Origin of the sequence: Anaerobutyricum hallii, assembly GCF_900209925.1 — a bacterium.
GTDB classification, from domain to species: Bacteria; Bacillota; Clostridia; order Lachnospirales; family Lachnospiraceae; genus Anaerobutyricum; species Anaerobutyricum soehngenii.
In genome coordinates this window covers 2,374,251-2,398,970 of record NZ_LT907978.1, presented here as the reverse complement: position 1 = coordinate 2,398,970, position 24,720 = coordinate 2,374,251, and the positions used below count along the sequence as shown (strand labels likewise).

The following is a 24,720-nucleotide window of genomic DNA, read 5'->3' as shown; positions in this document are numbered from 1 at the left end:
CAACATCTGTTAAAAATATGATATACTTTTGTAAGAAGAAAGGATGAAAAAAATGGAACATGAATATTTGCTAGAGTTTTTAGAGAAAAAAGACATTCCGATAGTACATAAGGCGCGCCATGCATATCTTACTTATTATGGTTTTGAGCAGCAAAGTACTTATGTATTAAAAGAAGGTGTAGTGAAAACAAGTATTATCCTAAGAGATGGAAGAGAGTTTAACATTTCCTACTTAAAGGCTCCTAATATCATTTCATTATTAAAAGACGAAGTAAGCCAGTATACTTCTGCACCATTTAATGTACGAGTAGAAAGTGAATCAGCTGTATTTTACAAAATTCCTCGTGTAACTTTCTGGGAATACGTTAATAAAGATAAAAAACTTCAAGATTATATTAATGCCTACTACAGAGAAGAACTTTCACAAGCAATTTATCGCCAGCAGCTTATGACAATGAATGGAAAAACAGGAGCAGTATGTGCGTTCCTGTACTTGCAGATTGAATCATTTGGAAAGAAAATGAAAGAGGGAATTCTTATTGATTTTCAGATTACCAACGATGATATTGCAGGATTTTGTGGAATATCTACACGAAATAGTGTCAACCGTATTTTGCGTGGATTAAGAGAGAATGGAGTCATCTCAGTAGAAAATCAGAAAATACTCATAAAAGACAAAGAATACCTTGAACAATATATGCAAGGATAATGTAGATTTGGTATAGACGAAAAAAGAAAACATGCCATATCCCATCTGCTCTGTAGTTGCTGTGTTTAAAATGCTCGTCCGCATCTTAAACGCGCTCCGAAGCCGCATCTGGGATATGGCATGTTTCCTTTTTTCTGACTATCTAAATCCAAAGTTGGTGAGAATGGGAATTCTCCAGAAGGATATGATTTTCTAAGTTTGATTTTATTGTGCTGCACGAAACTCTTTGTTTTTGAGGCAAAATTCCGCAGTGCAAAGTCACACAATGCAATACTTATAAAACTTCTATTTTTGTTAGAATTTCCTTATAATTCGGCAGGAAATTCTATTATAGCGAGTGCCTAACCTAATCCTACAAAATCAGTTAACTATGGATTTAGATTAGACAGAAAAAAGAAAAAACAATATATCCCAGATGCGCCTTCGGAGCGTATTTAAGATGCGGATAAGCATTTTAAATACAGCGACTACAGAGCAGATGGGATATATTGTTTTTTCTTTTTTCGTCTGTATTAAATCTAGAAATCAGACTTATTTAGCTGTGGCAGTCTCTTTATGTGCTGCTTTCATTTTATCATACTGAGCGAAGAGTCCTGCCAGTAATGTACCGGAAATGGAATGCCATACACAGGAAACAGCGCAGATAATTGCGGATTCTGGTGTAGAAGCAAACTGTGCAGTTGTTGTTGCAAGGTTTGTTGCAAGACCGGCATTCTGCATACCAACTTCGATAGAGATTGTTCTTTTCTTTGCAGTATTCATTCCAGTAAGGCGACCGGCACAATATCCGAAGAAATATCCGAGACCGTTGTGAAGAAGAACTGCAACGAAGATTACGACTCCAGACTGGAAGAATTTTGAACCCTGGGAAGAGATAACTCCGCCAACAACGCAGGCAAGACCAAGAACAGCAATGCCTGGCATAACTTTTTGTACTTCTTTAAATGTTTTATTTTTACCTAATGCATAATTTAATACAAAACCAATTGCTACAGGTACGATAACGGTTTCAATGATAGAAATAAACATTGGAAGTCCATGAATCGTAATTTTTGCCCCACTTGCAAGAAGTGAAACCATGAGTGGTGTCATAACTGGGGAGAGAATAGTAGATACTGTCGTCATTCCAACAGAAAAAGCAACATCTCCGCCACAAAGATAAGACATGATATTGGAAGATACTCCACCAGGACAACAGCCTACAAGAATCAGTCCAAGTGCGATTCCAGCAGGAAGGTGTAGTAATTTTGTAATAAAAAATGCTAAAAACGGCATAATTAAATATTGCGCAATGGCTCCGATACAGATGTCAAATGGTCTTTGTGCCAGAATCTTAAAATCATCAGTTGTAAGAGTAAGTCCCATACTAAACATGATAACACCAATGATAATAGACTGACTTGTAAATTTATTAGCTACCGGGTCAGTGAATAATTGGAAATTAACCCAGCCCATCAATGATGGAAGGAAAAATGTGATTACTGCGATGGCGATTACAACGATAGATGTGTAATCTGATAAAAATTTGCTGAATTTTTGTAATTGTTTCATACTTATGTTACCTCCTGATGTGCCTCACCGCTTTTGATATTATTCGTTGTATTACCAAGAAAACAAAAAATCCCTTCTCAGAAAAAACTGAAAAGGGACGAAAAAAATCCGCGTTACCACCCAAATTCTGTAATAAAATTACAGCTCTTAACGTACTATCATACGCTTTCCTTTTAACGGAGGATTCCGGCGAGACTTACTGATTAAAAATTTAAGTAATGTTCAGTCCGCATCTTAGAGAGGATATCTGTCATTGAAAGTGTACCTGCTCACACCAAACGCAGGCTCTCTGAAACGCCTTATTCAAAAACAGCATTGTTCTCTTCAACGAATTTCGGTGAAGTTTATGTATTTGATGAACCTCATTATAGTCCGATTTTTTGAAATGTCAAGAGAAAAATTGTCTTAAATTTAATACAGAAGCATATTTTGAGGTAAAACTAATTTTGAAGGATACAGTGGTGCACCTTGTCATAATAGCTTATAAAGCGTATAATAAATAAAAAAATATGCAGTTTTTAATGAGGTGCTTTGCAAAAAAAGGAGAGATACTATTATGTTTAACATTTTTAATTCGGAGAGTCTTTGGGTTGGAACAGACATGGAGATGTTTAATAAAATACGTACAAGATTAGAACAAGAAGGAATTCCCTATAAATATAAAACAAAAAACCATTTATCACAGACGATGTTTCCGGCAGAAGGAACATTAAGAAGTCGAATGGGAAGCTTGGGAAATGATGTGAATCAAATGATAGAATATGAGATCTTGGTACATAAAAAAGATTATGAAAAAGCAAAAAAATACTAATTTATAGATTGCGTATAGACGAAAAAAGAAATAATACCATATCCCATCTGCTCTGTAGTCGCTGTGTTTAAAATGCTTATCTGCATCTTAAACATGCTCCGAAGCCGCATCTGGAATATGGTATTATTTCTTTTTTCTGTTCTTTGGCTCCAGATGAGGAATCTTTTCTTATGGTGAAATACTTCTTTAATTAAAAATCATAATCTTCCGAAGAATCCCCTTCTCTTTCCAATATAAATCATTAATTTGTTATTTGTTATTAAACTGTCAGCCGCTAAAATAAAATTTCCTGCTGAATTGTAAGAAAACTATGGTAAAGAACAAAGAATTGTTATAAGTATTGTATTTTGTGACTTTGCGCTGTGGAATTTTGACTTTGAAAACTTCGGACTCATTTTTCCGAAGTTTTCGTTTTTTGAGGCAAAATGAAACGTTTAGCGCAACGGAACAAAATCAAACTTATAACAATTCTTTATTTTTTAGAAGACTTCTTACAATTCAGCTCAATATCTTCTATTAAAGCGGTGTCTGTGTCCTCAGCAAATTAGTATTTAATCCCCCCATCTTCATCAACTGTGGATTTGGAATAGTCAGAAAAAAGAAATACTGCCCTATCCCAGATGCGGCTTTGGAGCGTGTTTAAGATGCGAGCGAGCATTTTAAACACAGCGACTACAGAGCAGATGGGATAGGGCAGTATTTCTTTTTTCGTCTATACGAAATCTACAAAGCTGGCCCACAGGTATCTCGTATAGTGAGTCTGCATGGAAGGGTCATTCTTACAGGCATATTGTAAGCTAATTTGGTATTGCTTTCTGCGAGAAGCTGGATATAGTGGGCAGCAAATTGCCCCATAAAATCCGCAGGAGCATAGATCGTCGTCAATGGTGGGTTGGAGAACTTTGCTACATTAATATCGTCAAATCCTATGACGGAGATATCTTCTGGAATACGATATCCTTTTTGATAAAGTGCACGCATTGCGCCAATGGCAATGGGATCGCTGGCAGCAAAGACAGCGCTGGGAAGAGTTCCTGCATCAATAAGCTCCATCATCATCTGGTATCCTGCATCAGCAGAAAATTCAGTTTCTTTTAAGTAAGGTTCATAAGTAATATGATGTTCTTTGCAATAGCGGATAAAAGTATCTTTTCTTTGCTCAAAATAGACGGTATCATCGTTTAAATATTCTTTTCCGCCAAGATAAGCGATGGAAGTATGTCCAAGATCGGAAAGATAATCAAGGGCATCAATAACGGCCTGCTCAAAATCGAGAGATATCGTATTACAATTGATTTTTGAGGTCTGCATATCTACAAAAATAACGTTTGGAGTGATAGATTCAAAAAGTTGAATCTGTTCAGCATTAAACTTACCGATACAGATAAGTCCCTGAACATCGTGGAGAGTATTGATATAATCGGGATCACTTTGAAAAGCACGTCGAATTTCGAGATTCTCTGTCATACAGTATCGTTCAATGCCACTTCGTATTGCCTGATAATAAGGATCTTCTAGTTCTTGAAATAAAGTAACCCATTGGAAGATGCCGATTACTGTTTTTGAAGAAGGTGCAGTCTTTTTTTTATAATTTAATTCCTGGGCGATTTCTAGTACGCGTTCTCTTGTCTTGGTAGTGACACTCAAGGTTTCATCCTGATTCAGAATACGAGATACGGTAGCAGAAGATACGCCGGCTTTTTTTGCAATATCTTTCAGTGTTGCCATAAGAATAGCACTCCTTTTCGTGTGTTTATTATATTAAGTATTAAAGTAAATGCAAATAAAACGATTGTGATTTTGAAACAAATATACCAGGTTATATTGATCAGAATCATGCGAAGTCTTAGGTGCATTCGATTTGATTTTTATGAGTAGTTACAGTATATCAAATTTTATGGAACAGGTGAAGAAAAAATTACTAAAAATATAGTAAAATATTTAGTAAAGATTTCTCTTGATAAATTTACTAAAATACTTTACTATATAAATAACACGAGAATAACGACTGGAAAGAACAGACGGACATGTGTGTATTGCAAGGTATAGTGAGTATAGTAACCGTAGGAATCAGGAATGAAGAAGGGTCGGATTTTAAGAAAAGGAGTTTAAGGTAATTATGAAAACAACAGAATTAAAAGCAGGGTTTCAGAGCGGAAAATATGCAGAATTATTGAAAGATATTTATATTGATGAAAGTGTCTTAGAATATCAGAAAGGACGCTATGTTAAGGCAATTGAAAGTTTTGAAGAACTGTTTGGAGTAAAAGACGTAGAAATCTACAGTGCACCGGGAAGAAGTGAGATCGGAGGAAATCATACAGATCACCAGTGTGGAAGAGTTCTCGCTGCATCTATTAATTTAGATGCGATCGCAATTGTAGCAAAAAAAGAAAGTGGTATTGTTTTAAAATCAGAAGGATATCCAATGATCAATGTTTCTTTAGCAGATCTTCTCCCAACAAAAGAAGAAGAAGGAACATCCGCTGGTCTGATTCGTGGTGTTGCTGCAAGATTAAAAGAAGAAGGATATGAAATTGGTGGATTTGAAGCATATGTGACAAGTGATGTTTTAAATGGAGCAGGAATGTCTTCCTCTGCCGCATTTGAGGTGCTGATAGGTAATATTTTATCCGGCCTTTATAATGAGGGAAACATTTCTCCAGTATTAATCGCTCAGGCAGGACAGTATGCGGAAAATGTTTTCTTTGGTAAACCATGTGGTTTGATGGATCAGATGGCATCTTCCGTTGGAAATCTTATTTTTATTGATTTTGCTGATGTGAAGAATCCTGTAATTAAAAAGGTAAATGTAAATTTTGAAGATTTTAATCATAGTTTATGTATTGTTGATACAAAAGGATCTCATGCAGATTTAACAGATGAGTATGCAGCAATCCCGGAAGAGATGAAAAGAGTAGCAGCATATTTTGGAAAAGAAATATTAAAACAGGTTGATAAGAATGAATTCTATACTAATATTCCTGAAATAAGAAAGGTTGCAGGAGATAGAGCCGTACTTCGTGCAATGCACTGGTTTGAGGAAACAGATCGTGTTATTGACCAGGTAAATGCATTAGAAGAAGAGAATTTTGAGGAATTCAAGAAGTTAATTAAATCTTCCGGAGATTCTTCATTTAAATATCTTCAGAATGTATATTCTGTGAAAAATCTTTCCAGACAGGAGATGGCTGTTGGATTAGCATTAAGTGATGTAATCTTAAAAGGAAAGGGAGTAAGTCGTGTTCATGGTGGAGGATTTGCCGGAACGATCCAGGCATTTGTTCCAAATGATATTGTTGATATTTATAAGAAAAATATGGAAGATATTTTTGGTGAGGATGCCTGCCATGTATTAAAAATCAGAAAATACGGTGGAATGAAAGTTTTATAGAATTTTCCAGGAGGAATGAAAAGTGGGATTAACAAAGAATATTAAAAAGCTTGTTGCCTATGGTATTGGTGCAAGATTAATTCAGCCGGAAGACGAGATCTTTATGATAAATCAGTATCTGGATTTATTTGGTTTAGATGAATATGATGATCCGGATATTGATGGTGAGAAGATTGTTCTTGTGAATATTTTAAATGCCCTGACAGATGAGGCATTTGAAAAAGGTATCATTCAAAGTGATGATATCGTAACAAGAGATTTATTCGATACAAAGCTGATGGGAATTATGACACCGCGGCCAAGTGCTGTACAGAAGACATTTAATACTTATTATGAAAAAGGTCCGAAGTATGCTACAGATTATTTTTATGAACTCAGTGAAAACAGCAACTATATAAGAAAAGACCGTATTCAGAAAGACAAAAAGTGGACGGTGGATAGTCCGTATGGTGTTATTGATATTACGATTAATCTTTCAAAACCGGAAAAAGATCCTAAGGCGATTGCAGCAGCAAAGAACGCAAAACAGAGTGCGTATCCAAAGTGCCAGCTTTGCATAGAGAATGAAGGATATGCAGGAAGGATGAATCACCCGGCAAGACAGAATCACCGTATTATTCCAATTACTATTCATGGAAGCAGATGGGGATTCCAGTATTCTCCGTATGTATACTATAATGAGCACTGTATCGTTTTAAATGGTGAGCATACGCCAATGCAAATAAATAGAGATACATTTGCTAAGTTATTTGATTTTATTCGTCAGTTTCCGCATTATTTTGTAGGTTCTAATGCAGATCTGCCAATCGTTGGAGGATCTATCCTTACCCACGATCATTTCCAGGGAGGACATTATACTTTTGCGATGGAACGTGCAGAAATGGAGCAGGAATTTACAATTCCAGGATATGAAGATGTAACAGCAGGTATCGTACACTGGCCATTATCTGTAATACGAATTCGACACAAAGATTCGGGACGTCTTATTGAACTTGCAGATCATATTCTTAAGAAATGGCGTAATTACAGCGATCCGGAAGCATTTATCTTTGAACAGACCAATGGAGAGCCACATAATACGATTACGCCGATCGCAAGAAGAAGAGGAGAAGAATACGAGCTTGATCTCACATTAAGAAATAATATCACAACAGAAGAAAGACCACTTGGTGTATATCACCCAAGAGCAGAATATCATCATATTAAGAAAGAAAATATTGGTCTTATTGAGGTTATGGGGTTGGCTGTCCTTCCATCACGTCTTAAAAAAGAAATGGAAAGTCTGGCAGAATGTCTTGTGAACAAAAAAGATATTGCTTCTGTAGAAGAATTGAAGAAACATGCAGCTTGGGTGGAAGGATTCCTACCAAAGTATACGGAAATCACACAAGAGAATGTATGGAATATTCTTGAAAAAGAAGTTGGAGAAGTTTTCGTAAAAGTATTAGAAGACGCAGGTGTATATAAATGTACTGAAGAAGGAAGAAAAGCATTTATGCGTTTTGTGAATACACTCTAATCTTGATGTAGTCTTGATTTATCTCAGTCGAGAAGACTCCCACCTCTTTCAGGTGGTGAGTGACTGCTCGACTTGAATGAAAAAAGAAAAGAACGAGAAATAAAAAATATACTATAGTATCTGTGACAGTAGTTTCAGAATGGAGAATGTTTCATAGCATTTTTCATTGGAATGGAACTCGCAGCTGCTATAGTATATTTTTTTATATAATCCTGAACAGCTTTAAAAAGCAGGAAAGGATTCCAAAAGACGCTGCATTGTGGTATAAAGAAGTTATAAAAATAAATGAAGTTATAAAAATAAATGGGGAGTGTTTGAATATCCATGATGACAGAAGAGTATAAAGAGGAATATAAAAAAGCAAGAAAAGCAGCAATGAAACAGTATCGTACCTGTGCATCAAAAGGCTGGTCTTTATATCCACCGGTGTTAGATGAAGTATCTGCGTATGTAAAAACAGCAGGTGAGGAAGTACTTGGAGAAATGGAAATACCCCTTTCGCTTGTGACCGGAACGAGAACTGTCGGCAGGCAGAATGCATTCAGTAAAGGTTTTCTTCCGATTCTTCCGGAGAGCAGTGAATTTGCAAGAAAGTGGATTACACTGTATGAGGCGCAGATGGAAGAAGGGATTCGTGACCCGATTTTAGTTTATGAATTCATGCATCAGTTTTATGTGCAGGAAGGAAATAAAAGAGTTAGTGTTATGAAGTACCTTGATGCCTCGCGTATTATGGCAAAAGTCATTCGTGTCATACCAGAAAAAACAGATGACCCGTCTGTAAAGCTTTATTATGAATTTATGGAATTTTATCGTAGTACAAAAATATATGATATTGACTGTAAACAGCCGGGAAATTATGCAAAACTACTGGAACTTATGGGAAAAGAACGGAACGAAGCCTGCAGTGATGAGGAACGGAAGAAGTTAGGAAGCCTTTTTTATCATTTTTCTTCCATATATCATGCGAATGCAGCTGCAAGAAATGAAGGAGAGGTATTGTCAGCAGGAGATGCCTTTTTGATTTATCTGGGTATTTTTTCTTATGAAGAAGCAGTCAGTAAGCCAGCTTCAAAGCTTCGAGAAGAAATTCTTAAAATGTGGAAGGAGTTTGTTTCAGTAAAAGAGGCAGCGCCGGTAAAGCGATTATTAGAGCCAGAAGATAAGAAGCCGGCATTTTGGAATAAGCTGTTAAACTCCACACAGAAACTATCCATCGCCTTTGTTTATGATAAGAAGCCAGATACATCAAGCTGGTTATATGCACATGAACTTGGCAGGCTGCATCTTGAAGAAGTCTTTCCAGAAAAAGTAGAAACAAGATCTTATATCGGAGATGTGGAACGGGCGGTGTCCGATGGAAATCAGGTTATATTCACGACAACGCCGCTCTTAATGCCAGACAGTTTAAAAGCAGCCTTAAAATATCCAGAAGTACAGATTTTTAACTGTTCGCTAAATTATGCTTGGAAATCGATACCCACTTATTATGCGAGAATGTATGAGGTAAAGTTCTTAACCGGACTGATTGCCGGTTCGATGGCAAAAGGAGAAAATATCGGTTACGAGGCAGACTACCCGATTTATGGAAGTATCGCCAATATCAATGCGTTTGCCATCGGCGTTGCGATGGTTAATCCAAACATTAAGATTTATCTGAACTGGACTTCAGGAAAAGAGGATAAAACAACAGCATATACAGAGCAGCTTGCAGTTGTTTCCGCAAAAGATATGATTTCTGCTGACGGATACAATCGGCGTTTTGGTCTTTATTCTAATAAGAACGGTGAGATTTTAAATATAGCAACTAGTGTTCTTGATTGGGGTATTTTCTACGAGAAAATCATACAACAGATGCTAGACGGTACATGGAAGAGGGTATCAGATAAAGAGACCGTTTCAAGGAATTACTGGTGGGGGCTTTCTGCTGGAGTGGAAAGTCTCATTTGTTCCTCGCAGATGCCTTATGGAACAAAGCGCCTTGTAAATACTTTTCAGAATCTTATCATAGAAGGAAGTTTTCATCCGTTTGAGGGCGTATTCTATGATAAAAATGGCAAAGAATACGGCAAAAAGGACACAATATTAAGTAATGAAGAAATTATCACAATGGATTGGCTGTTCTCCAATATTGTAGGAGAGATTCCTGAAAAGTATGAATTAAAAGAACAGGCAAAACCAATCGTAGAGCTTCAGGGAGTGAAGGGAGAAAAAGAATGAATATCCTTGTAATTGCAGACGAAGAAACGCCATCTTTATGGGACTATTTTCGCCCGGAAAAATTGAAGGATGTTGATTTGATTTTATCCTGTGGAGACTTAAATCCGAAATATCTTTCGTTTCTGGCAACCTTTTGTAAAGGGCCAGTACTTTATGTACATGGCAATCATGATGACCGGTACGAGAAAACCCCGCCCGAGGGGTGCATCTGCATAGAAGATAAAATCTATGAATATAAAGGTATCCGAATTATGGGACTTGGTGGTTCTTATCGTTACAGCCCGGGAATCAACCAATACACAGAAAGAAAGATGCGAAATCGTATTTTTAAAATGTGGTTTTCACTTTGGCGAAAGAAAGGATTCGACATTCTACTTACCCATGCAGCAGCTTATGGCGTAGATGATGCCAATGACTGGGCACATATGGGATTTGAATGTTTTGTGAAATTGTTAGACATATACCATCCGAAGTATTATATACATGGACATATTCATTTAAATTATGGTGGGGGACATACCCGCAGACAGCAATATGGCGAGACAGAAATTATTAACGGATATCAGTTCCATAAATTTGAATATGAAACAGGAAAAGAAATAAAGATGCTTTAGATGCCTCTCTGCTCAATTACACAGGGGCATTCTTGAAGTTAAAAGACAGGATCACTGCGCATCCTCGCGGAGCGTTTATCTCAGTCGGAGATTAGACTCGCACTGAGACAAATTTGCTGTCACTCACCACCGGAAAGAGGTGGGAGTCTTCTCGACTGAGATAAAATTCTCTTGCAAATAGAAGAAAAATAGAGTATCTTGAGAGAGATTGACAATTAGAAGACAGGTGACAAAGCTTTTCTCATAAAAATAAGTACAGAAGAGCTTTGGAAGTACAATAATACTGTCAGGAGGTATATCGTTATGTTAAATAATTTTTCTGTGTCTGAACGAAAGGTGGCGATTATTGGAGCAGGATTTGTAGGAGCATCGATTGCATATGCACTTACAATACGCAAGCTTGCAAGGGAAATCGTTTTAATTGATATTCACGAGGAAAAAACAATTGGGGAAGCCTTAGATATTCAGCATGGTATTCCGGATATGGGAATCTCTTCAGTAAGGGCAGGAACTTATGCCGACTGTAAAGATTGTGATCTGATTATCATTACTGCTGGAAGAAATCGAAAGCGTGGAGAGAGCCGCCTTGATTTGATTGCAGGAAATTCGGCTATTTTAAAAGATGTTGTAGGTCAGATGAAGCCTTATTATACAAAAGGTGTGATCATGATTGTAAGTAACCCGGTAGATGTGCTCGTATATCAGTGTACAAAGTGGATGGGACTTCCGAATGGAATGGTATTTGGAACAGGATGCATATTGGATTCTTCTCGTTTTACACGCTTGATTGCTGATTATACGCATTTAAATACCGAGGTCGTAAAAGCGACAATCGTAGGAGAACATGGAGATGCACAGATTCCGATTTGGAGTCGTGCTTCGATTGCGGGAGTACCATTACAGGAATATTGCGAGAATGTAGGTCTTAAGTGGGGTGAAGAGATTCGAAAAGAAATAAGTGATAAAGTAAGAGAGATGGGTGCAACGATCATAAAAGGAAAGGGAAGAACACATTATGGGATTGCAACCTGTGTCTGTTATCTGGCTGAAGCCGTTTTGAATCAGCGGCTTACGATCGCGCCGGTGTCTACAATGTTTCAGGGTGAATATGGTATAGAAGATGTCTGTCTTAGTGTCCCTTCAATTATTGGCGTAAATGGTGTGGAAAAACGTCTGGAAGAAAGATGGGCCGAGGAAGAATTTCAGGCATTCCGTCAGGCAGCGGATAAGATGAAGAAAGTTTTGAAAACACTGTAATATTAGTTTCAGAATTACGGGAGCAGCGTTAGCTAGGTAGTAATTTGTGACATCATATGATAATATCATAATATGATTATAAGATAGGAGGAACAAATGAGAGTATCGAGTGATTTCAGAGAGCTGGCAAGAAGAGCCCTTTCGGGTAAATGGGGTTCGGCAGTACTTACGACCTTAGTAGCATCTATATTAGGTGCAGATATTGCAATGGCTGGCGGTCCAAGTGTATCAAGAGTTACAAACTATGTAAGTAACACAATGGGGAATGGAGGTAGTGATCATTCATATAGCACACAGTTATCTTCCCTTTCGGTAACTACACTGACATATATTTTTGGTGCTGTTATGGCCATTACAGGTTTAATAATTATGATAGGATTAGTGCAGTATGTCATAGGAAGTTTTGTTTCGCTTGGATTAATTCAGTATAATCTGGATTTGATTGATGGCAGAGATGCAGAGCTTAGTCAGATCTTTTCAAAGGCTTCCATGTTTGGAAAAGCATTCTGGCTTAGACTTCGAATGAGTATTTTCACATTTTTATGGGGCTTGCTGTTTATTATTCCGGGAATTATCAAAGCTTACTCTTATAGTATGTCAGGATTTATCTTGACAGAGAATCCGGAAATGACTGCAGAAGAAGCCATGGAAGTTTCTATGAAGATGATGAAAGGAAATAAATGGCGTTTGTTCTGTTTGGAGTTTAGCTTTATTGGATGGAATATTCTTGGAGTTTTAAGCCTGGGAATTGGAATGTTATGGGTAACACCATATCAGAATGCAGCAGTTACAGCATTCTACGATGAAATATCAAGAGAACCATTAAATTAAATATTGGCGTGTAGATTTTGCATAGACGAAAAAAGAAATAATACCATATCCCATCTGCTCTGTAGTCGCTGTGTTTAAAATGCTTATTCGCATCTTAAACACGCTCCGAAGCCGCATCTGGGATATGGTATTATTTCTTTTTTCTGATTATCGTAAATCTATAGTTGGTGAGCATGGGAATTGCCCAGAAGTCTATGGTTTTCATTAGAATGAACATCTCCAGAAAGGGATACTTTCTTACTCGATTGTATAAAAATTATATTTATCTATTCTTACCTTATGGAGAATTTTTCTCTGAGTAACTCTCATAATCTTCTGGCGAATCCCCTTCTCTTTCCAACAGAAATCACTAATTTGTTATCAAAAACAGTCAGCCGCTGAAATAAATTTTTATGCTGAATTGTAAGAAAACTACGATAAAGAACAAAGAATGGTTATAATTGCATTTTGTGACTTTGCGCTGTGGAAATTTGACTCTGAAAACTTCGGCCCCGTTTTTCCGAAGTTTTCGTTTTTTGGGGCAAAATGAAGCGTTTAGCGCAACGGAACAAAATGCAATTATAACCATTCTTTGTTCTTTAGAAGACTTGGTACAATTCAGCTCAATATCTTCTGCTAAAGCGGCGTCTGCATCCACAGCAAATTAGTATTTAATCCCCATTCTCATCAATTGTGGATTTAGATTAGACAGAAAAAAGAAAAAATACCATATCCCAGATGCGCCTTGGGAGCGTGTTTAAGATGCAAATGAGCATCTTAAATACAGCGACTACAGAGCAGATGGGATATGGTATTTTTTCTTTTTTCGTCTACATTAAATCTACAAGTCAGTATTACATTGTTTGTAAACGTTCTAAGATAAGCTTCTCAATATATTTTGGGGGCTTTTTTTCTTCTTCTTCCCACGCAAGCCATGTTTTTAATGGAAAACCAAGAAGTTTGGCAACTTCTTCCGGGGAGCGATTGGTTTTTATTCTAGCTTCTTTGATTGTCATAAAAATATGTTTCTCCTATAAAAAATGGTATTTAAAAATACTATACGTGGGTGTTGTTGATTTGTCAAATGAAAAGCGTATTCGATCATATTTAGTTTGATGAAAATATTGATAGATGCGTTCGGAGAAAAGGAAAAAACGGATTACTAAAAAATAAAATTATTGGTTAAAGATTACAAAAAAAGAAAATCTTATAGAATAACAGATTTTTATGAATTAGTACAGACAATTAATTGTTGAATTATAAAATAAAAAAACGAACTTATCATACTATTATAAAAAATAAAATATAAAAATTACTCGCTACTTACAAATAATTACATTCCAAAATTTTCTTGTTCTGGTATAATGATGACATAAAACACAGAGCCACATAAGGATTCTGAAAGAAAGGAAATATAACTATGAGAATAATCATGAAAAGCGAGAGGCAAGTTGAAGGAGGTTTTAAGAAGTATTTGTTAAAATATGAGCTTATAGCGAATGGGTTTCTGAAAGATGAGGGAGAGGGAACATATTATGGAGTGACAGTAGAACAGTTTGTCTGGTCGGAAGAAAAGAGAGTATGGGAGAGATACGATTCGGCAGAAGTAACAGGATTTTCAGAATCTTTAAAGGAATCCATGTTGTTTTTTGAAAAGATTGTTAAGGGGGATGTTATGCCGGTATGTCTGGATAATATTGTCGATGATTGGAAATCTGCCTTTTGTCTTGATAACAAAGAATCTGCATAGTGCTTGTGTGTGATTTTTATAATAAATACAACCGTATAGAAGAAAAAGTACCAATGGAAGATTCTTCTATGATATAATCAAGTATAGTATAGCTTATATTATAGATTATATTTATAGAAGAGGAGGTGTCTTATGATCAAACATAAGGCGGTTTACCGCGGTGGAAGCGGAGAGATTATAGAGAAAAAGTCAAGATTTATTGCGAATGTTAAGAGCGTAGAGACTGTGGAGGAGGCACAGGCTTATATAGAGGAGATGAGAAAGAAGTACTGGGATGCCAGACATAATTGTTCTGCATTTTCAGTGGGAACAGAGCGTGTGATAACGAGATGCAGTGATGACGGAGAACCAGGTGGAACGGCAGGAAAGCCGATTCTTGAGGTGATATCCGGCAGTGGAATACATAATATTGTTGTTGTTGTAACAAGATATTTTGGTGGAACTTTGCTGGGAACAGGGGGGCTTGTAAGAGCATATACCGATGCGACAAGAGCAGGGATAGAGAATTCAGACATCGTAGAGAAGATTCCAGGAAGAAGAGTAGATCTTGCTATGGAGTATACAGACCTTGGGAAGCTTCAATATTTGCTGGCGCAAAATGAAGTGCTTACGGAGTATACAGAGTATACAGACAAGGTTATTATTCATGCTCTTTTTTCAGAAGAGGATAAAGAAAGATTAAAGAAAAAGATAACGGAAGCAACTAGTGGTCGTGTGACAGTGAGGGAAGGGGATGAAGTCTATTTTGGTACGGTTGGGGGAGAAGTAATTATATTTTAATTGCAGCCTGACTTGTAATCTGAATATAGAAAACCGGAAGATATGGTATGTATCTTCCGGTTCTTCAAAATATTCAAGAATTATGCTTTTCCGTTTCTCTTAGCACGATAACGTGCAGTAGGATCAAGAATCTTCTTTCTGATACGAATATTCTTAGGTGTGATCTCAAGTAATTCGTCTGTATCAATAAAATCTAAAGCCTGCTCTAAGCTTAAAATTCTAGGAGGGCTTAATTTTAATGCATCATCAGAACCTGAAGCACGAGTATTCGTAAGTTTCTTTGTTTTACAAACGTTCACTTCGATATCGTCTGTTTTTCCATTCTGACCGATAACCATGCCGGAATATACTTTTTCACCGGCACCTACAAATAATGTACCACGTTCTTGTGCACTGAAAAGACCATAAGTAACGGTTTCACCAGATTCATAAGCAATTAAGGAGCCTTGTTTTCTATACTGGATATCTCCTTTATATGGACCGTATCCTTCAAATAAAGTATTGATGATACCGGTTCCTTTCGTGTCAGTCATAAAGTCACCGCGGTATCCAATCAAGCCTCTGGCAGGAATGGAGAACTCCAGACGAGTTGAACCGCTTCCGGACATGGACATATTACGAAGTTCACCTTTACGTTGGCTTAACTTTTCGATAACTACACCGGAAAATTCTTCTGGAACATCGATAACAGCAGTTTCCATAGGTTCTAATTTTTTACCGTTTTCATCAGTATGATAAAGAACTTCTGCTTTACTTACTGCAAACTCATAACCTTCACGACGCATGTTCTCAATAAGAACAGAAAGGTGAAGCTCACCACGACCAGATACTTTGAAAGAATCTGTGTTGTCCATTTCTTCTACACGAAGGCTGACATCTGTATTCAGTTCGCGTAACAGTCTATCACGAATATGACGGGAAGTTACAAATTTACCTTCCTGTCCTGCAAGAGGACTGTCATTAACAAGGAATTGCATAGCAATCGTAGGTTCAGAGATTTTCTGGAATGGTATTGCTTCCGGATGGTCTGGAGAACATATGGTATCACCGATATGGATGTCTGCAATACCAGAGATAGCAACGATGGAACCGACCGTAGCATCATTTACTTCTACTTTATTAAGACCATCGAATTCATATAATTTGCTGATTTTTACCTTTTTATTTACGGATGGATCATGGTGGTTCACAAGAAGTGCATCCTGATTTACGCGGATAGAACCATTCTCAACTTTACCAATACCAATTCGTCCAACATATTCATTATAGTCGATTGTGCTGATAAGAATCTGTGTATCTGCATCAGGGTCACCTGTAGGTGCAGGAATGTGCTTGATGATAGTTTCGAATAATGGTTTCATATCTGTACCATTTTCACTTAATTCAAGCATCGCAATACCAGATTTTGCAGAAGCATAAACAAAAGGACTGTCTAACTGCTCATCATCGGCGTCTAGTTCTAAAAGAAGTTCTAGTACTTCATCCATGACATCTTCCGGACGCGCCTCCGGACGGTCAATCTTATTAATACACACGATAAATGGAAGATTTAATTCAAGAGCCTTTTTTGTTACAAACTTAGTCTGTGGCATAGGACCTTCGAATGCATCTACAACAAGAATTACACCATCAACCATTTTCAGTACACGTTCTACTTCTCCGCCGAAGTCAGCGTGTCCGGGAGTATCAATGATATTGATTTTTACTCCTTCATAGTGAATGGCTGTATTTTTAGATAAAATAGTGATTCCACGTTCTTTTTCAATATCGTTAGAATCCATAACACGTTCGCCAACTTCCTGATTGGCACGAAAAGTACCACTTTGTTTTAATAGTTCATCGACGAGAGTGGTTTTTCCATGGTCAACGTGGGCGATAATAGCCACGTTACGGACATCTTCTCTTGAGATTTTCATAAATTGCCTTCTTTCTAAAAGTGTAAAGTATAAATTGCTCATCACTTGAGGAATGAACCAATTTATAACCGTATTTTAACGTTCAAACTAAGTTATTCTAGCACAAACAGAGTAAAGACACAATAAAAAATACGAAATAAATAGGAAAATAAACTAGAAAGAATAATTTTACTATATAACTATATCAATCTATTGCAGAAAGATTTGTGGTTATATAAAGTAGAGAAAAAGACTCCGAAAAATTTATCTTGAGAGTATTTTGAGGACGTATAGGACATCATGCATAGGATATCATATAGAAAGAAAAAGGAATATTTTTATAATTTTTGTATATATATAAACTAAACAACATATACAGAATCTGCGCTACATACAGGGAGGAGTAAACATGACAGAAAAAATTTTAAAAAATAACCAGGCAGTTGTTGCCGGAGAAATTATCTCTGATTTTGAATTCAGCCATGAAGTTTTTGGTGAGGGATTCTATTTTGTTAAGTTGAGAGTAAACAGACTAAGTCATTCAAGTGATACGATTCCATTATTGGTATCAGAAAGATTAATTGATGTGACACATTCTCATATAGGGCAGTATTTGGAGGCACATGGACAGTTCCGTTCGTATAATAAACATGAAAATAATAAAAACCATCTTGTTTTATCTTTATTTGTAAGAGAACTTGAATTTATAGACAGTATGGAAAATCGAAAGCCTAATATGATTTTCCTTGATGGGTATATCTGTAAAGAGCCGGTGTATAGAACAACACCTCTTGGCAGAGAAATTGCTGATGTATTATTAGCGGTAAACAGAGCTTATGGTAAGTCAGATTATATACCATGTATATGCTGGGGAAGGAATGCAAGGTATGCCGGTAATCTTTCTGTAGGAAGCAGGATTCAGTTGTGGGGTCGTATTCAGAGCAGGGAGTATCAAAAGAGAGTTGGAGAAAATAACGTAGTCAGTAGAGTGGCTTATGAAATCTCTGTAAATAAGATGGAATATATAGATGATGGAATAAACCTTGAAAGGAAGGTTGCAGATTCGGGAAATATAGGTTAAATTATAAGGGACTGTTCAATTTGAGCGGTCCTTTGATTTATCATATAATAATATAAAAAATAAGTAAGAATAAAAGACAGAAAGGAAAACAAAAATGAAGATAACACCAGTAAAAGGTACGAATGATTATTTGCCAGCACAGGCAGAATTGAGAAATTATTTACAAAAGAAGATTTGTGAAACATACGAACAGGCCGGATTCCAGAGAATTGCTACTCCAATTATTGAGGATATCGAGAATCTTGATAAGAGTGAGGGAGGAGATAACCTGAATTTAATTTTCAAAATAATGAAGAGAGGAGAAAAGTTAAAGAAGGCAATCGCAAGTCAGAATCCAGACAATATTGCGGATATGGGACTTCGTTATGACCTTACATTACCTCTGAGCCGTTATTATGCTAATAATCGTGCATCATTGCCACATCCATTTAAAGTAATTCAGATGGACCGGGTGTATCGTGCAGAGCGTCCACAGAAAGGACGTTTAAGAGAATTTATTCAGTGTGATATTGATATCCTTGGTTCTGATTCTGCTACATGCGAGATTGAATTAATTCATACAACAGCAAAAGCGCTTCTTAATATTGGCATTAATAATTTTAAAGTAAAGATCAATGACAGAAGAATTTTAAGAGAAATTCTTTTATCTGTAGGTTTTGAGGAAGAACAGTTAGACAGTGTCTGCATTTCTTTTGATAAATTAAATAAAATCAAGGCAGAAGGTGTTGAAGCGGAATTAATTGAAAAAGGTTTTGACAAAGATGTTATTGCAGAATTTATGAAACTCCTTGCTAATGCGCCATTTACACTTGATTATGTAAAAGAAATCTGCAAAGATAATGAATATGTAGCTTCTTTAGCACATATTATCGATACGTCTAATGCTCTTGCAGATGGAAAATATACAGCAGAGTATGATATGACATTAGTTAGAGGACAGGGATATTATACAGGAACAGTATTTGAAGTAGAATCTTTAGATTTTAACAGCTCTATTGCCGGTGGTGGAAGATATGATAATCTGATCGGAAAGTTCTTAAAAGAACAGATTCCGGCAGTTGGATTTTCTATTGGTTTCGAAAGAATTTATAGTATCCTGATGGAAAAAGAAGCATACAAAACAGAAAAACAGAAAAAAGTTGTCTTGATTTATGAAGAAGATCAGATCGCTGATGCTATTCGTTATGCAGAAGATCTCCGTAAAACTTATAAAACTGCTTTATATATTAAACCAAAGAAACTTGGTAAGTTCCTTAATAAATTAGAAGAACAGGGATTTGATGGTTTCCAGGTATTTGGAAGAGATGAAGAAGTAAGAATGTTTGGAGAATAGTAGATTTTTGTAATGATTTATGGTATGATGTTGCAAACATCAATAAATATAATCAGGATGAAAGGTCAGAAAATGGACGGAAGTATACAGGTTTATTATGGCAATGGAAGAGGAAAAACTACAGCAGCTTTAGGGCTTGGCATTCGTGCGGCCGGTGTAGGGAAGCAAGTTATTATGGTGCAGTTTCTCAAGAAAAAACATTCCGATACGCTGGATTTCTTAAAAAAGTTAGAGCCAGAATTGCAGATTTTTCGCTTTGAAAAGGCGGCATGCGGGTATTCTGATTTGAGCCCGAAGGAAAAGCAGGAGCAGATGCTCAACATTAAGAATGCTCTTGGATATAGCAGAAAGGTTCTTGATACAGGACAGTGTGATCTGCTGATTCTTGATGAGATTTTTGGATTAGTTGATTATAATATCATTACCATCGAAGAATTGATGGATTTGATTGCAGTTAAAAAAGATTCCATGGATCTGATACTTACGGGAAGAAATCTCCCTGAAGAAGTAAGGGAGATTGCAGACTGTGTCTATTCAATCCAAAGAGAAAAGGAAAAAACCCCAGAGATATTAGCACAGGGGATTTCCTGATGTATTCTTAGATTTAGATAAAGAAAGGAAGGATAAGGATGGCTGTTTTTACAGGAGCAGGTGTTGCGATTGCAACTCCATTTGATGAAAATTACAATATTGATTATGAAAGTTTTGGAAAGTTTATAGATTTTCAGGTAGAGAATAAGACCGATGCGATTATCGTATGCGGAACTTCAGGAGAGGCATCTACTTTAAGTCATGAGGAACATATTGCAGCGATTCGCTACTGCGTAAATCGTGTAAACAAGAGAATCCCTGTCATTGCAGGAACAGGTTCTAATTGTACAGATACGGCTTCCTACCTTACAAAGCAGGCACAGAATGCAGGAGCAGATGCAGCTCTTGTAGTAACACCTTATTATAATAAGGCAACCCAGAATGGTCTGATCGCTCATTATACAGATATTGCAAAACATACAGATTTGCCAATTATTCTTTATAATGTACCAAGCAGAACTGGCTGTAAGTTAGAGTCTTCTACAATCGCAAAGCTGGTAAAAGATGTAGATAATATTGTTGGCGTAAAGGAAGCAACAGGAGATATCGCTATGGCTGCACAGATTATGTATGATACGCAGGGTGATATTGATATGTATTCCGGTAATGATGATATGATTGTTCCGATGCTTTCTATCGGTGGAAAGGGTGTTATCTCTGTTCTTTCTAACGTAGCACCGGAAGATACACATAACATCTGTGCAGAATATTTTGCAGGTAACGTAGAAAAGAGTCGTGAATTACAGATTAAATATCTTGAACTGATTCATTCCCTCTTCTGTGAAGTGAATCCAATCCCTGTAAAGAAAGCCTTAGAATTAATGGGATTCTATGGCGGTAACGTGAGACTTCCTCTGACACAGTTAGAGCCTGCTCACACAGAACGTCTGAAAAAGGCTATGATCGAGACTGGAATTTTAAAATAAGGACATATTCGGAGGAATGAACATAAGATGGTTAAAGTAATGATGTACGGATGTAATGGCTATATGGGTCATGTCATCTGTAATTTAATAAAAGATATGGAAAATGTCACTGTGGCAGCGGGAATTGACCCATGTCCAGGTGACCAGAAGGATTTTCCTGTATTTGCATCCTTAGATGCGTGTGATGTAGATGTAGATGTTATCATTGATTTCTCTGCAGCAGTAGCAGTAGATGGTGTACTTGATTACGCAGCAGCAAAGAAGATTCCTTTAGTAGAATGTACAACAGGTCTCTCAGAAGAACAGCTCGCACATCTTGAAGAGGCCAGCAAGCAGACAGCGGTTCTTCGTTCTGCCAATATGTCACTTGGTGTAAACACATTGTTAGAGATGGTAAAGACTGCAACAAAGATTCTTGGAGAAGCAGGCTTTGATATTGATATCGTAGAGAAACATCATCGAAGAAAGTTAGATGCACCTTCAGGAACAGCATTAGCTTTTGCTGATTCTATCAATGAAGCAGCGGATGGCAAGTATAATTATGTATTTGACAGAAGTGATAGAAGAATGCCACGTCCAGCAGATGAGATTGGAATTTCTGCAGTTCGTGGAGGAACCATCGTAGGTGAACATGAGATTATCTTTGCAGGAACGGATGAAGTAATTGAATTTAAACATACCGCATATTCTAGAGCTGTATTTGGAAAAGGAGCGGTGGAAGCAGCAGTATATCTGGCAGATAAACCAGCAGGTTTATATGACATGCAAGATGTGATTGCAGCTAAATAATCCTGATTTGTAGATTTAATGTAGACGAAAAAAGAAAAAATACCATATCCCAGCTGCTCTGTAGTCGCTGTGTTTAAGATGCTCACCCGCATCTTAAACACGCTCCCAAGCCGCATCTGGGATATGGTATTTTTTCTTTTTTCTGACTACTATAAATCCACAGTTGATGAGAAAGGGGATTTTCCAGAAGGTTATGGATTCTCAGGAAATTAAAGCCTAAAGGATTGACGCATTTCTTCTGGAGTTTTCCATTTGAATGAAAAGCCTAATCCCTCAACTATGCTGGGGAGAATAGAGTAAGTGGAAACGTGGAGTATGCGATATAATATTTATTCCGAAGTATAGAAAAAAGGTACTGTATGGAAAATTGAGTAATGATGTAAGGGAAATATTATCTACGCTATGCAAATAAAAATTCTCTTTTCTTTAGAAACCTTAATGTGATTCAGCAACATAGAACAATTTAAATGTCAGTCTTTTAGAAATTAATTTCCCGGAAAGTCATATCCTTCTGGTACATTCCACGTTGCTCAACTGTAGATTTAGAATAGTCAGAAAAAAGAAAAAAAATATATCCCAGATGTGGCTTGGGAGCGTATTTAAGATGCGGACAGGCATATTAAATACAGCGACTACAGAGCAGATGGGATATATTATTTTTTTCTTTTTTCGTCTACATTAAATCTACAAATCAGGATTTTTTTGTGAAGTGAGCGGACTTTTTTGTTGTGCTATTGACAGAAATGAAAGTATATAATATACTCTAACGCAAAAGTTTTGATTTCAAAAAAAAGATAAATAATTACGTTTGAAATCAAAATACAACTGGTAAGCGAAACAATATGGTGTAGAAAAGAACTGTAAGTGAGAACTCGCATGCAAATAGGAGGGTTAGGGTTATGTCAAAAAAGGTAAGTGTAAAGAAGTTTAGAAAAGTCCTTGTTGCGAATCGTGGGGAGATTGCGATTCGTATTTTCAGAGCGTTAAGTGAGCTTGGGATTACAACGGTTAGTATTTATTCGAAAGAAGACCGTTATGCAATGTTTCGTTCTAAGGCGGATGAGTCCTATCCGTTAAATCCTCAGAAGGGGCCGATTGATGCATATCTTGATATTGATACGATTATTAAGATCGCACTTTCTACAGGAGTAGATGCGATTCATCCGGGATATGGCTTTCTTTCAGAAAATCCGGACTTTGCAGATGCATGTGAGAGAAATGGAATCGTATTTATTGGACCGGGCAGCAATATTATGAATGCGATGGGAGATAAGATTTCTTCTAAAAAGATTGCTATTGAAGCGAATGTTCCAATTATTCCCGGTGTGGATTATGCAATTAAGGAAGTAGATGAAGCGAAAAAAATTGCAGCGCAGGTTGGTTATCCAGTTATGCTTAAAGCGAGCAATGGCGGTGGCGGACGCGGTATGCGAATTGTAAATCAGGAAGAGGATTTAGAGAAAGAATTTAACGAAGCGAAGAATGAATCGAAGAAGGCTTTCGGTGACGATATGATCTTCATTGAAAAGTATTTAAGAGGCCCAAAGCATATCGAGGTGCAGATTATCGGAGACAATTATGGGAATGTAGTACATCTTTATGACAGAGATTGTTCTGTTCAGAGAAGACATCAAAAGGTAGTAGAGTATGCACCGGCATTTTCCATACCAGAAACAGTACGTCAGGAAATCTTTGATGCATCTATACGATTGGCGAAAACAGTAGGCTATCGTAATGCCGGTACGTTGGAATTTTTAGTAGATGCAGATAATCATCCATATTTTATTGAGATGAATCCTCGAATTCAGGTAGAGCATACAGTAAGTGAGATGGTTACGGATATCGATATCGTACAGACACAGATTCTTATTGCGGAAGGTTATCCTTTAGATTCAGAAGAGATTGCGATTCCGTCTCAGGAAAACGTAGTATGTACAGGATATTCTATACAGACTCGTGTGACGACAGAAGATCCAGCCAATAATTTCCTTCCGGATACAGGAGAAATTACAGTATATCGTTCGGGTTCTGGTAATGGCATCCGTCTTGATGGAGGCAATGCATATACAGGAGCAGTGATTTCTCCATATTATGACAGCCTTCTTGTAAAAGCAATCTCTCATGACAGAACTTTTCTTGGAGCGGTAAGAAAGTCTATCAGAGCGTTACAGGAAATGCGTATTCGTGGAGTAAAAACGAATATTCCATTTCTTGTGAATGTGTTAAATCATCCAACATTTCAAAGTGGACAGTGTTATACAACGTTTATTGAGGAAACACCGGAACTTTTTGAACTTACTAAGAGTCAGAATCGTGCGAATAAGATTATTGAATTTATTGGGGATCGCATCGTAAATTCAAATAATGGAGAAAAAACATTTTATGAGAACAGAGTTCTTCCGAAGCTTGACAAAAGCAAACCAGTTTATGGAGCGAGGGATGAATTTTTAAAATTGGGTGCACAGGGATTTATGCAGAAGATTTTAAAAGAAGATAAGCTTTATGTGACAGATACTACAATGCGAGATGCGCAGCAGTCACTGATGGCAACTCGTATGAGAAGTAAGGATCTGTGTGGTGCGGCTTATGCGACAAACGCGTTTATGAAGAATGCATTTTCTGTGGAAGCATGGGGTGGTGCTACCTATGATATAGTGGCTCAGTTGTCAAGACAAAAATCTAAGATTTTT

At 36.9% G+C, this 24,720-nt stretch carries 19 protein-coding genes, 2 pseudogenes and 1 other annotated feature; of the genes and pseudogenes, 17 read left to right on the top strand and 4 right to left on the bottom strand.

Annotated elements, in window-relative coordinates; all coding sequences use genetic code 11:
- The first annotated feature begins 43 nt into the window (after positions 1-43).
- A complete protein-coding gene (locus EHLA_RS11010; RefSeq protein ID WP_242970722.1) occupies positions 44-709 on the top strand; it encodes a Crp/Fnr family transcriptional regulator in 666 nt (221 codons plus the stop codon).
- A gap of 531 nt (positions 710-1,240) precedes the next feature.
- Here EHLA_RS11010 and EHLA_RS11005 read toward each other — a convergent pair.
- Positions 1,241-2,260, bottom strand: a complete 1,020-nt coding sequence (locus EHLA_RS11005) for a bile acid:sodium symporter family protein (protein WP_096240856.1) — start codon at positions 2,258-2,260, stop codon at positions 1,241-1,243.
- 90 nt (positions 2,261-2,350) lie between these two features.
- Positions 2,351-2,597: a binding site (T-box leader), on the bottom strand.
- A 219-nt stretch (positions 2,598-2,816) separates the two neighbouring features.
- Here EHLA_RS11005 and EHLA_RS11000 point away from each other — a divergent pair.
- A complete protein-coding gene (locus tag EHLA_RS11000; RefSeq protein ID WP_021907786.1) occupies positions 2,817-3,071 on the top strand; it encodes a hypothetical protein in 255 nt (84 codons plus the stop codon).
- A gap of 723 nt (positions 3,072-3,794) precedes the next feature.
- On the opposite strand, the gene EHLA_RS10995 is transcribed toward EHLA_RS11000, so the two are convergent.
- A complete protein-coding gene (locus tag EHLA_RS10995; RefSeq protein ID WP_096240855.1) occupies positions 3,795-4,799 on the bottom strand; it encodes a LacI family DNA-binding transcriptional regulator in 1,005 nt (334 codons plus the stop codon).
- 391 nt (positions 4,800-5,190) lie between these two features.
- Here EHLA_RS10995 and EHLA_RS10990 point away from each other — a divergent pair, with 391 nt between their 5' ends.
- The 6 genes from EHLA_RS10990 (at position 5,191) to EHLA_RS10960 (ending at position 12,906) form a co-directional block, all read left to right on the top strand.
- Positions 5,191-6,465, top strand: coding sequence for a galactokinase (locus EHLA_RS10990; protein WP_096240854.1), 1,275 nt, complete (start codon positions 5,191-5,193; stop codon positions 6,463-6,465).
- Between the two features lie 22 nt (positions 6,466-6,487).
- Positions 6,488-7,984 carry a UDP-glucose--hexose-1-phosphate uridylyltransferase gene (gene galT / locus EHLA_RS10985; RefSeq protein ID WP_096240853.1) on the top strand — a complete coding sequence of 499 codons (1,497 nt, stop codon included), beginning with the start codon at positions 6,488-6,490 and terminating at the stop codon, positions 7,982-7,984.
- A gap of 324 nt (positions 7,985-8,308) precedes the next feature.
- Entirely contained in the window at positions 8,309-10,204 is a 1,896-nt protein-coding gene (locus EHLA_RS10975) for a BMP family ABC transporter substrate-binding protein (protein WP_096240851.1), read from the top strand.
- Positions 10,201-10,818 carry a metallophosphoesterase family protein gene (locus tag EHLA_RS10970; protein ID WP_096240850.1) on the top strand — a complete coding sequence of 206 codons (618 nt, stop codon included), beginning with the start codon at positions 10,201-10,203 and terminating at the stop codon, positions 10,816-10,818. Before EHLA_RS10975 ends, EHLA_RS10970 begins: the two co-directional genes overlap by 4 nt.
- Before the next feature lie 303 nt (positions 10,819-11,121).
- Positions 11,122-12,075 carry an L-lactate dehydrogenase gene (locus EHLA_RS10965; RefSeq protein ID WP_096240849.1) on the top strand — a complete coding sequence of 318 codons (954 nt, stop codon included), beginning with the start codon at positions 11,122-11,124 and terminating at the stop codon, positions 12,073-12,075.
- 96 nt (positions 12,076-12,171) lie between these two features.
- Positions 12,172-12,906 (top strand): DUF975 family protein, encoded by a 735-nt coding sequence (locus EHLA_RS10960; protein ID WP_096240848.1) that lies wholly within the window; start codon positions 12,172-12,174, stop codon positions 12,904-12,906.
- Between the two features lie 833 nt (positions 12,907-13,739).
- On the opposite strand, the gene EHLA_RS16285 is transcribed toward EHLA_RS10960, so the two are convergent.
- A complete protein-coding gene (locus tag EHLA_RS16285) occupies positions 13,740-13,901 on the bottom strand; it encodes a hypothetical protein (protein ID WP_157908590.1) in 162 nt (53 codons plus the stop codon).
- A gap of 404 nt (positions 13,902-14,305) precedes the next feature.
- On the opposite strand from EHLA_RS16285, the gene EHLA_RS10955 reads away from it, so the two are divergent.
- Together EHLA_RS10955 and EHLA_RS10950 are read left to right on the top strand one after the other, a co-directional pair.
- A complete protein-coding gene (locus EHLA_RS10955) occupies positions 14,306-14,635 on the top strand; it encodes a DUF6514 family protein (protein WP_096240847.1) in 330 nt (109 codons plus the stop codon).
- 132 nt (positions 14,636-14,767) lie between these two features.
- Positions 14,768-15,415 carry a YigZ family protein gene (locus EHLA_RS10950; RefSeq protein WP_173854293.1) on the top strand — a complete coding sequence of 216 codons (648 nt, stop codon included), beginning with the start codon at positions 14,768-14,770 and terminating at the stop codon, positions 15,413-15,415.
- A gap of 80 nt (positions 15,416-15,495) precedes the next feature.
- Here the strand turns inward: EHLA_RS10950 and typA are convergent, their stop codons facing one another.
- Complete coding sequence (gene typA / locus EHLA_RS10945; RefSeq protein WP_021907797.1) at positions 15,496-17,331, bottom strand: translational GTPase TypA; 1,836 nt, start codon at positions 17,329-17,331, stop codon at positions 15,496-15,498.
- A gap of 388 nt (positions 17,332-17,719) precedes the next feature.
- On the opposite strand from typA, the gene EHLA_RS10940 reads away from it, so the two are divergent.
- The 7 genes and pseudogenes from EHLA_RS10940 to EHLA_RS10910 all read left to right on the top strand — a co-directional run.
- Entirely contained in the window at positions 17,720-18,391 is a 672-nt protein-coding gene (locus tag EHLA_RS10940; protein ID WP_021907798.1) for a single-stranded DNA-binding protein, read from the top strand.
- A gap of 94 nt (positions 18,392-18,485) precedes the next feature.
- Positions 18,486-19,724 (top strand): histidine--tRNA ligase, encoded by a 1,239-nt coding sequence (hisS, locus tag EHLA_RS10935; protein ID WP_096240846.1) that lies wholly within the window; start codon positions 18,486-18,488, stop codon positions 19,722-19,724.
- A 72-nt stretch (positions 19,725-19,796) separates the two neighbouring features.
- Entirely contained in the window at positions 19,797-20,315 is a 519-nt protein-coding gene (locus EHLA_RS10930; RefSeq protein WP_242970721.1) for a cob(I)yrinic acid a,c-diamide adenosyltransferase, read from the top strand.
- A gap of 38 nt (positions 20,316-20,353) precedes the next feature.
- Positions 20,354-21,241 carry a 4-hydroxy-tetrahydrodipicolinate synthase gene (gene dapA, locus EHLA_RS10925; RefSeq protein ID WP_096240845.1) on the top strand — a complete coding sequence of 296 codons (888 nt, stop codon included), beginning with the start codon at positions 20,354-20,356 and terminating at the stop codon, positions 21,239-21,241.
- Positions 21,242-21,268: 27 nt separating this feature from the next.
- Positions 21,269-22,030, top strand: coding sequence for a 4-hydroxy-tetrahydrodipicolinate reductase (dapB, locus tag EHLA_RS10920; protein ID WP_096240844.1), 762 nt, complete (start codon positions 21,269-21,271; stop codon positions 22,028-22,030).
- 322 nt (positions 22,031-22,352) lie between these two features.
- Positions 22,353-22,439: pseudogene (locus tag EHLA_RS16660) on the top strand (IS200/IS605 family transposase); the annotation flags it as partial.
- Positions 22,440-22,929: 490 nt separating this feature from the next.
- Positions 22,930-24,681: pseudogene (locus EHLA_RS10910) on the top strand (biotin carboxylase N-terminal domain-containing protein); the annotation flags it as partial.
- Between the last annotated feature and the right edge of the window lie 39 nt (positions 24,682-24,720).

Bases quoted from the DNA above. Each gene is read 5' to 3' on its own strand.
- EHLA_RS11010 (WP_242970722.1), top strand. From the start codon at position 44: ATGAAAAAAATGGAACATGAATATTTGCTAGAGTTTTTAGAGAAAAAA.
- EHLA_RS11005 (WP_096240856.1), bottom strand. From the start codon at position 2,260: ATGAAACAATTACAAAAATTCAGCAAATTTTTATCAGATTACACATCT.
- EHLA_RS11000 (WP_021907786.1), top strand. From the start codon at position 2,817: ATGTTTAACATTTTTAATTCGGAGAGTCTTTGGGTTGGAACAGACATG.
- EHLA_RS10995 (WP_096240855.1), bottom strand. From the start codon at position 4,799: ATGGCAACACTGAAAGATATTGCAAAAAAAGCCGGCGTATCTTCTGCT.
- EHLA_RS10990 (WP_096240854.1), top strand. From the start codon at position 5,191: ATGAAAACAACAGAATTAAAAGCAGGGTTTCAGAGCGGAAAATATGCA.
- EHLA_RS10975 (WP_096240851.1), top strand. From the start codon at position 8,309: ATGATGACAGAAGAGTATAAAGAGGAATATAAAAAAGCAAGAAAAGCA.
- EHLA_RS10970 (WP_096240850.1), top strand. From the start codon at position 10,201: ATGAATATCCTTGTAATTGCAGACGAAGAAACGCCATCTTTATGGGAC.
- EHLA_RS10965 (WP_096240849.1), top strand. From the start codon at position 11,122: ATGTTAAATAATTTTTCTGTGTCTGAACGAAAGGTGGCGATTATTGGA.
- EHLA_RS10960 (WP_096240848.1), top strand. From the start codon at position 12,172: ATGAGAGTATCGAGTGATTTCAGAGAGCTGGCAAGAAGAGCCCTTTCG.
- EHLA_RS16285 (WP_157908590.1), bottom strand. From the start codon at position 13,901: ATGACAATCAAAGAAGCTAGAATAAAAACCAATCGCTCCCCGGAAGAA.
- EHLA_RS10955 (WP_096240847.1), top strand. From the start codon at position 14,306: ATGAGAATAATCATGAAAAGCGAGAGGCAAGTTGAAGGAGGTTTTAAG.
- EHLA_RS10950 (WP_173854293.1), top strand. From the start codon at position 14,768: ATGATCAAACATAAGGCGGTTTACCGCGGTGGAAGCGGAGAGATTATA.
- typA (WP_021907797.1), bottom strand. From the start codon at position 17,331: ATGAAAATCTCAAGAGAAGATGTCCGTAACGTGGCTATTATCGCCCAC.
- EHLA_RS10940 (WP_021907798.1), top strand. From the start codon at position 17,720: ATGACAGAAAAAATTTTAAAAAATAACCAGGCAGTTGTTGCCGGAGAA.
- hisS (WP_096240846.1), top strand. From the start codon at position 18,486: ATGAAGATAACACCAGTAAAAGGTACGAATGATTATTTGCCAGCACAG.
- EHLA_RS10930 (WP_242970721.1), top strand. From the start codon at position 19,797: ATGGACGGAAGTATACAGGTTTATTATGGCAATGGAAGAGGAAAAACT.
- dapA (WP_096240845.1), top strand. From the start codon at position 20,354: ATGGCTGTTTTTACAGGAGCAGGTGTTGCGATTGCAACTCCATTTGAT.
- dapB (WP_096240844.1), top strand. From the start codon at position 21,269: ATGGTTAAAGTAATGATGTACGGATGTAATGGCTATATGGGTCATGTC.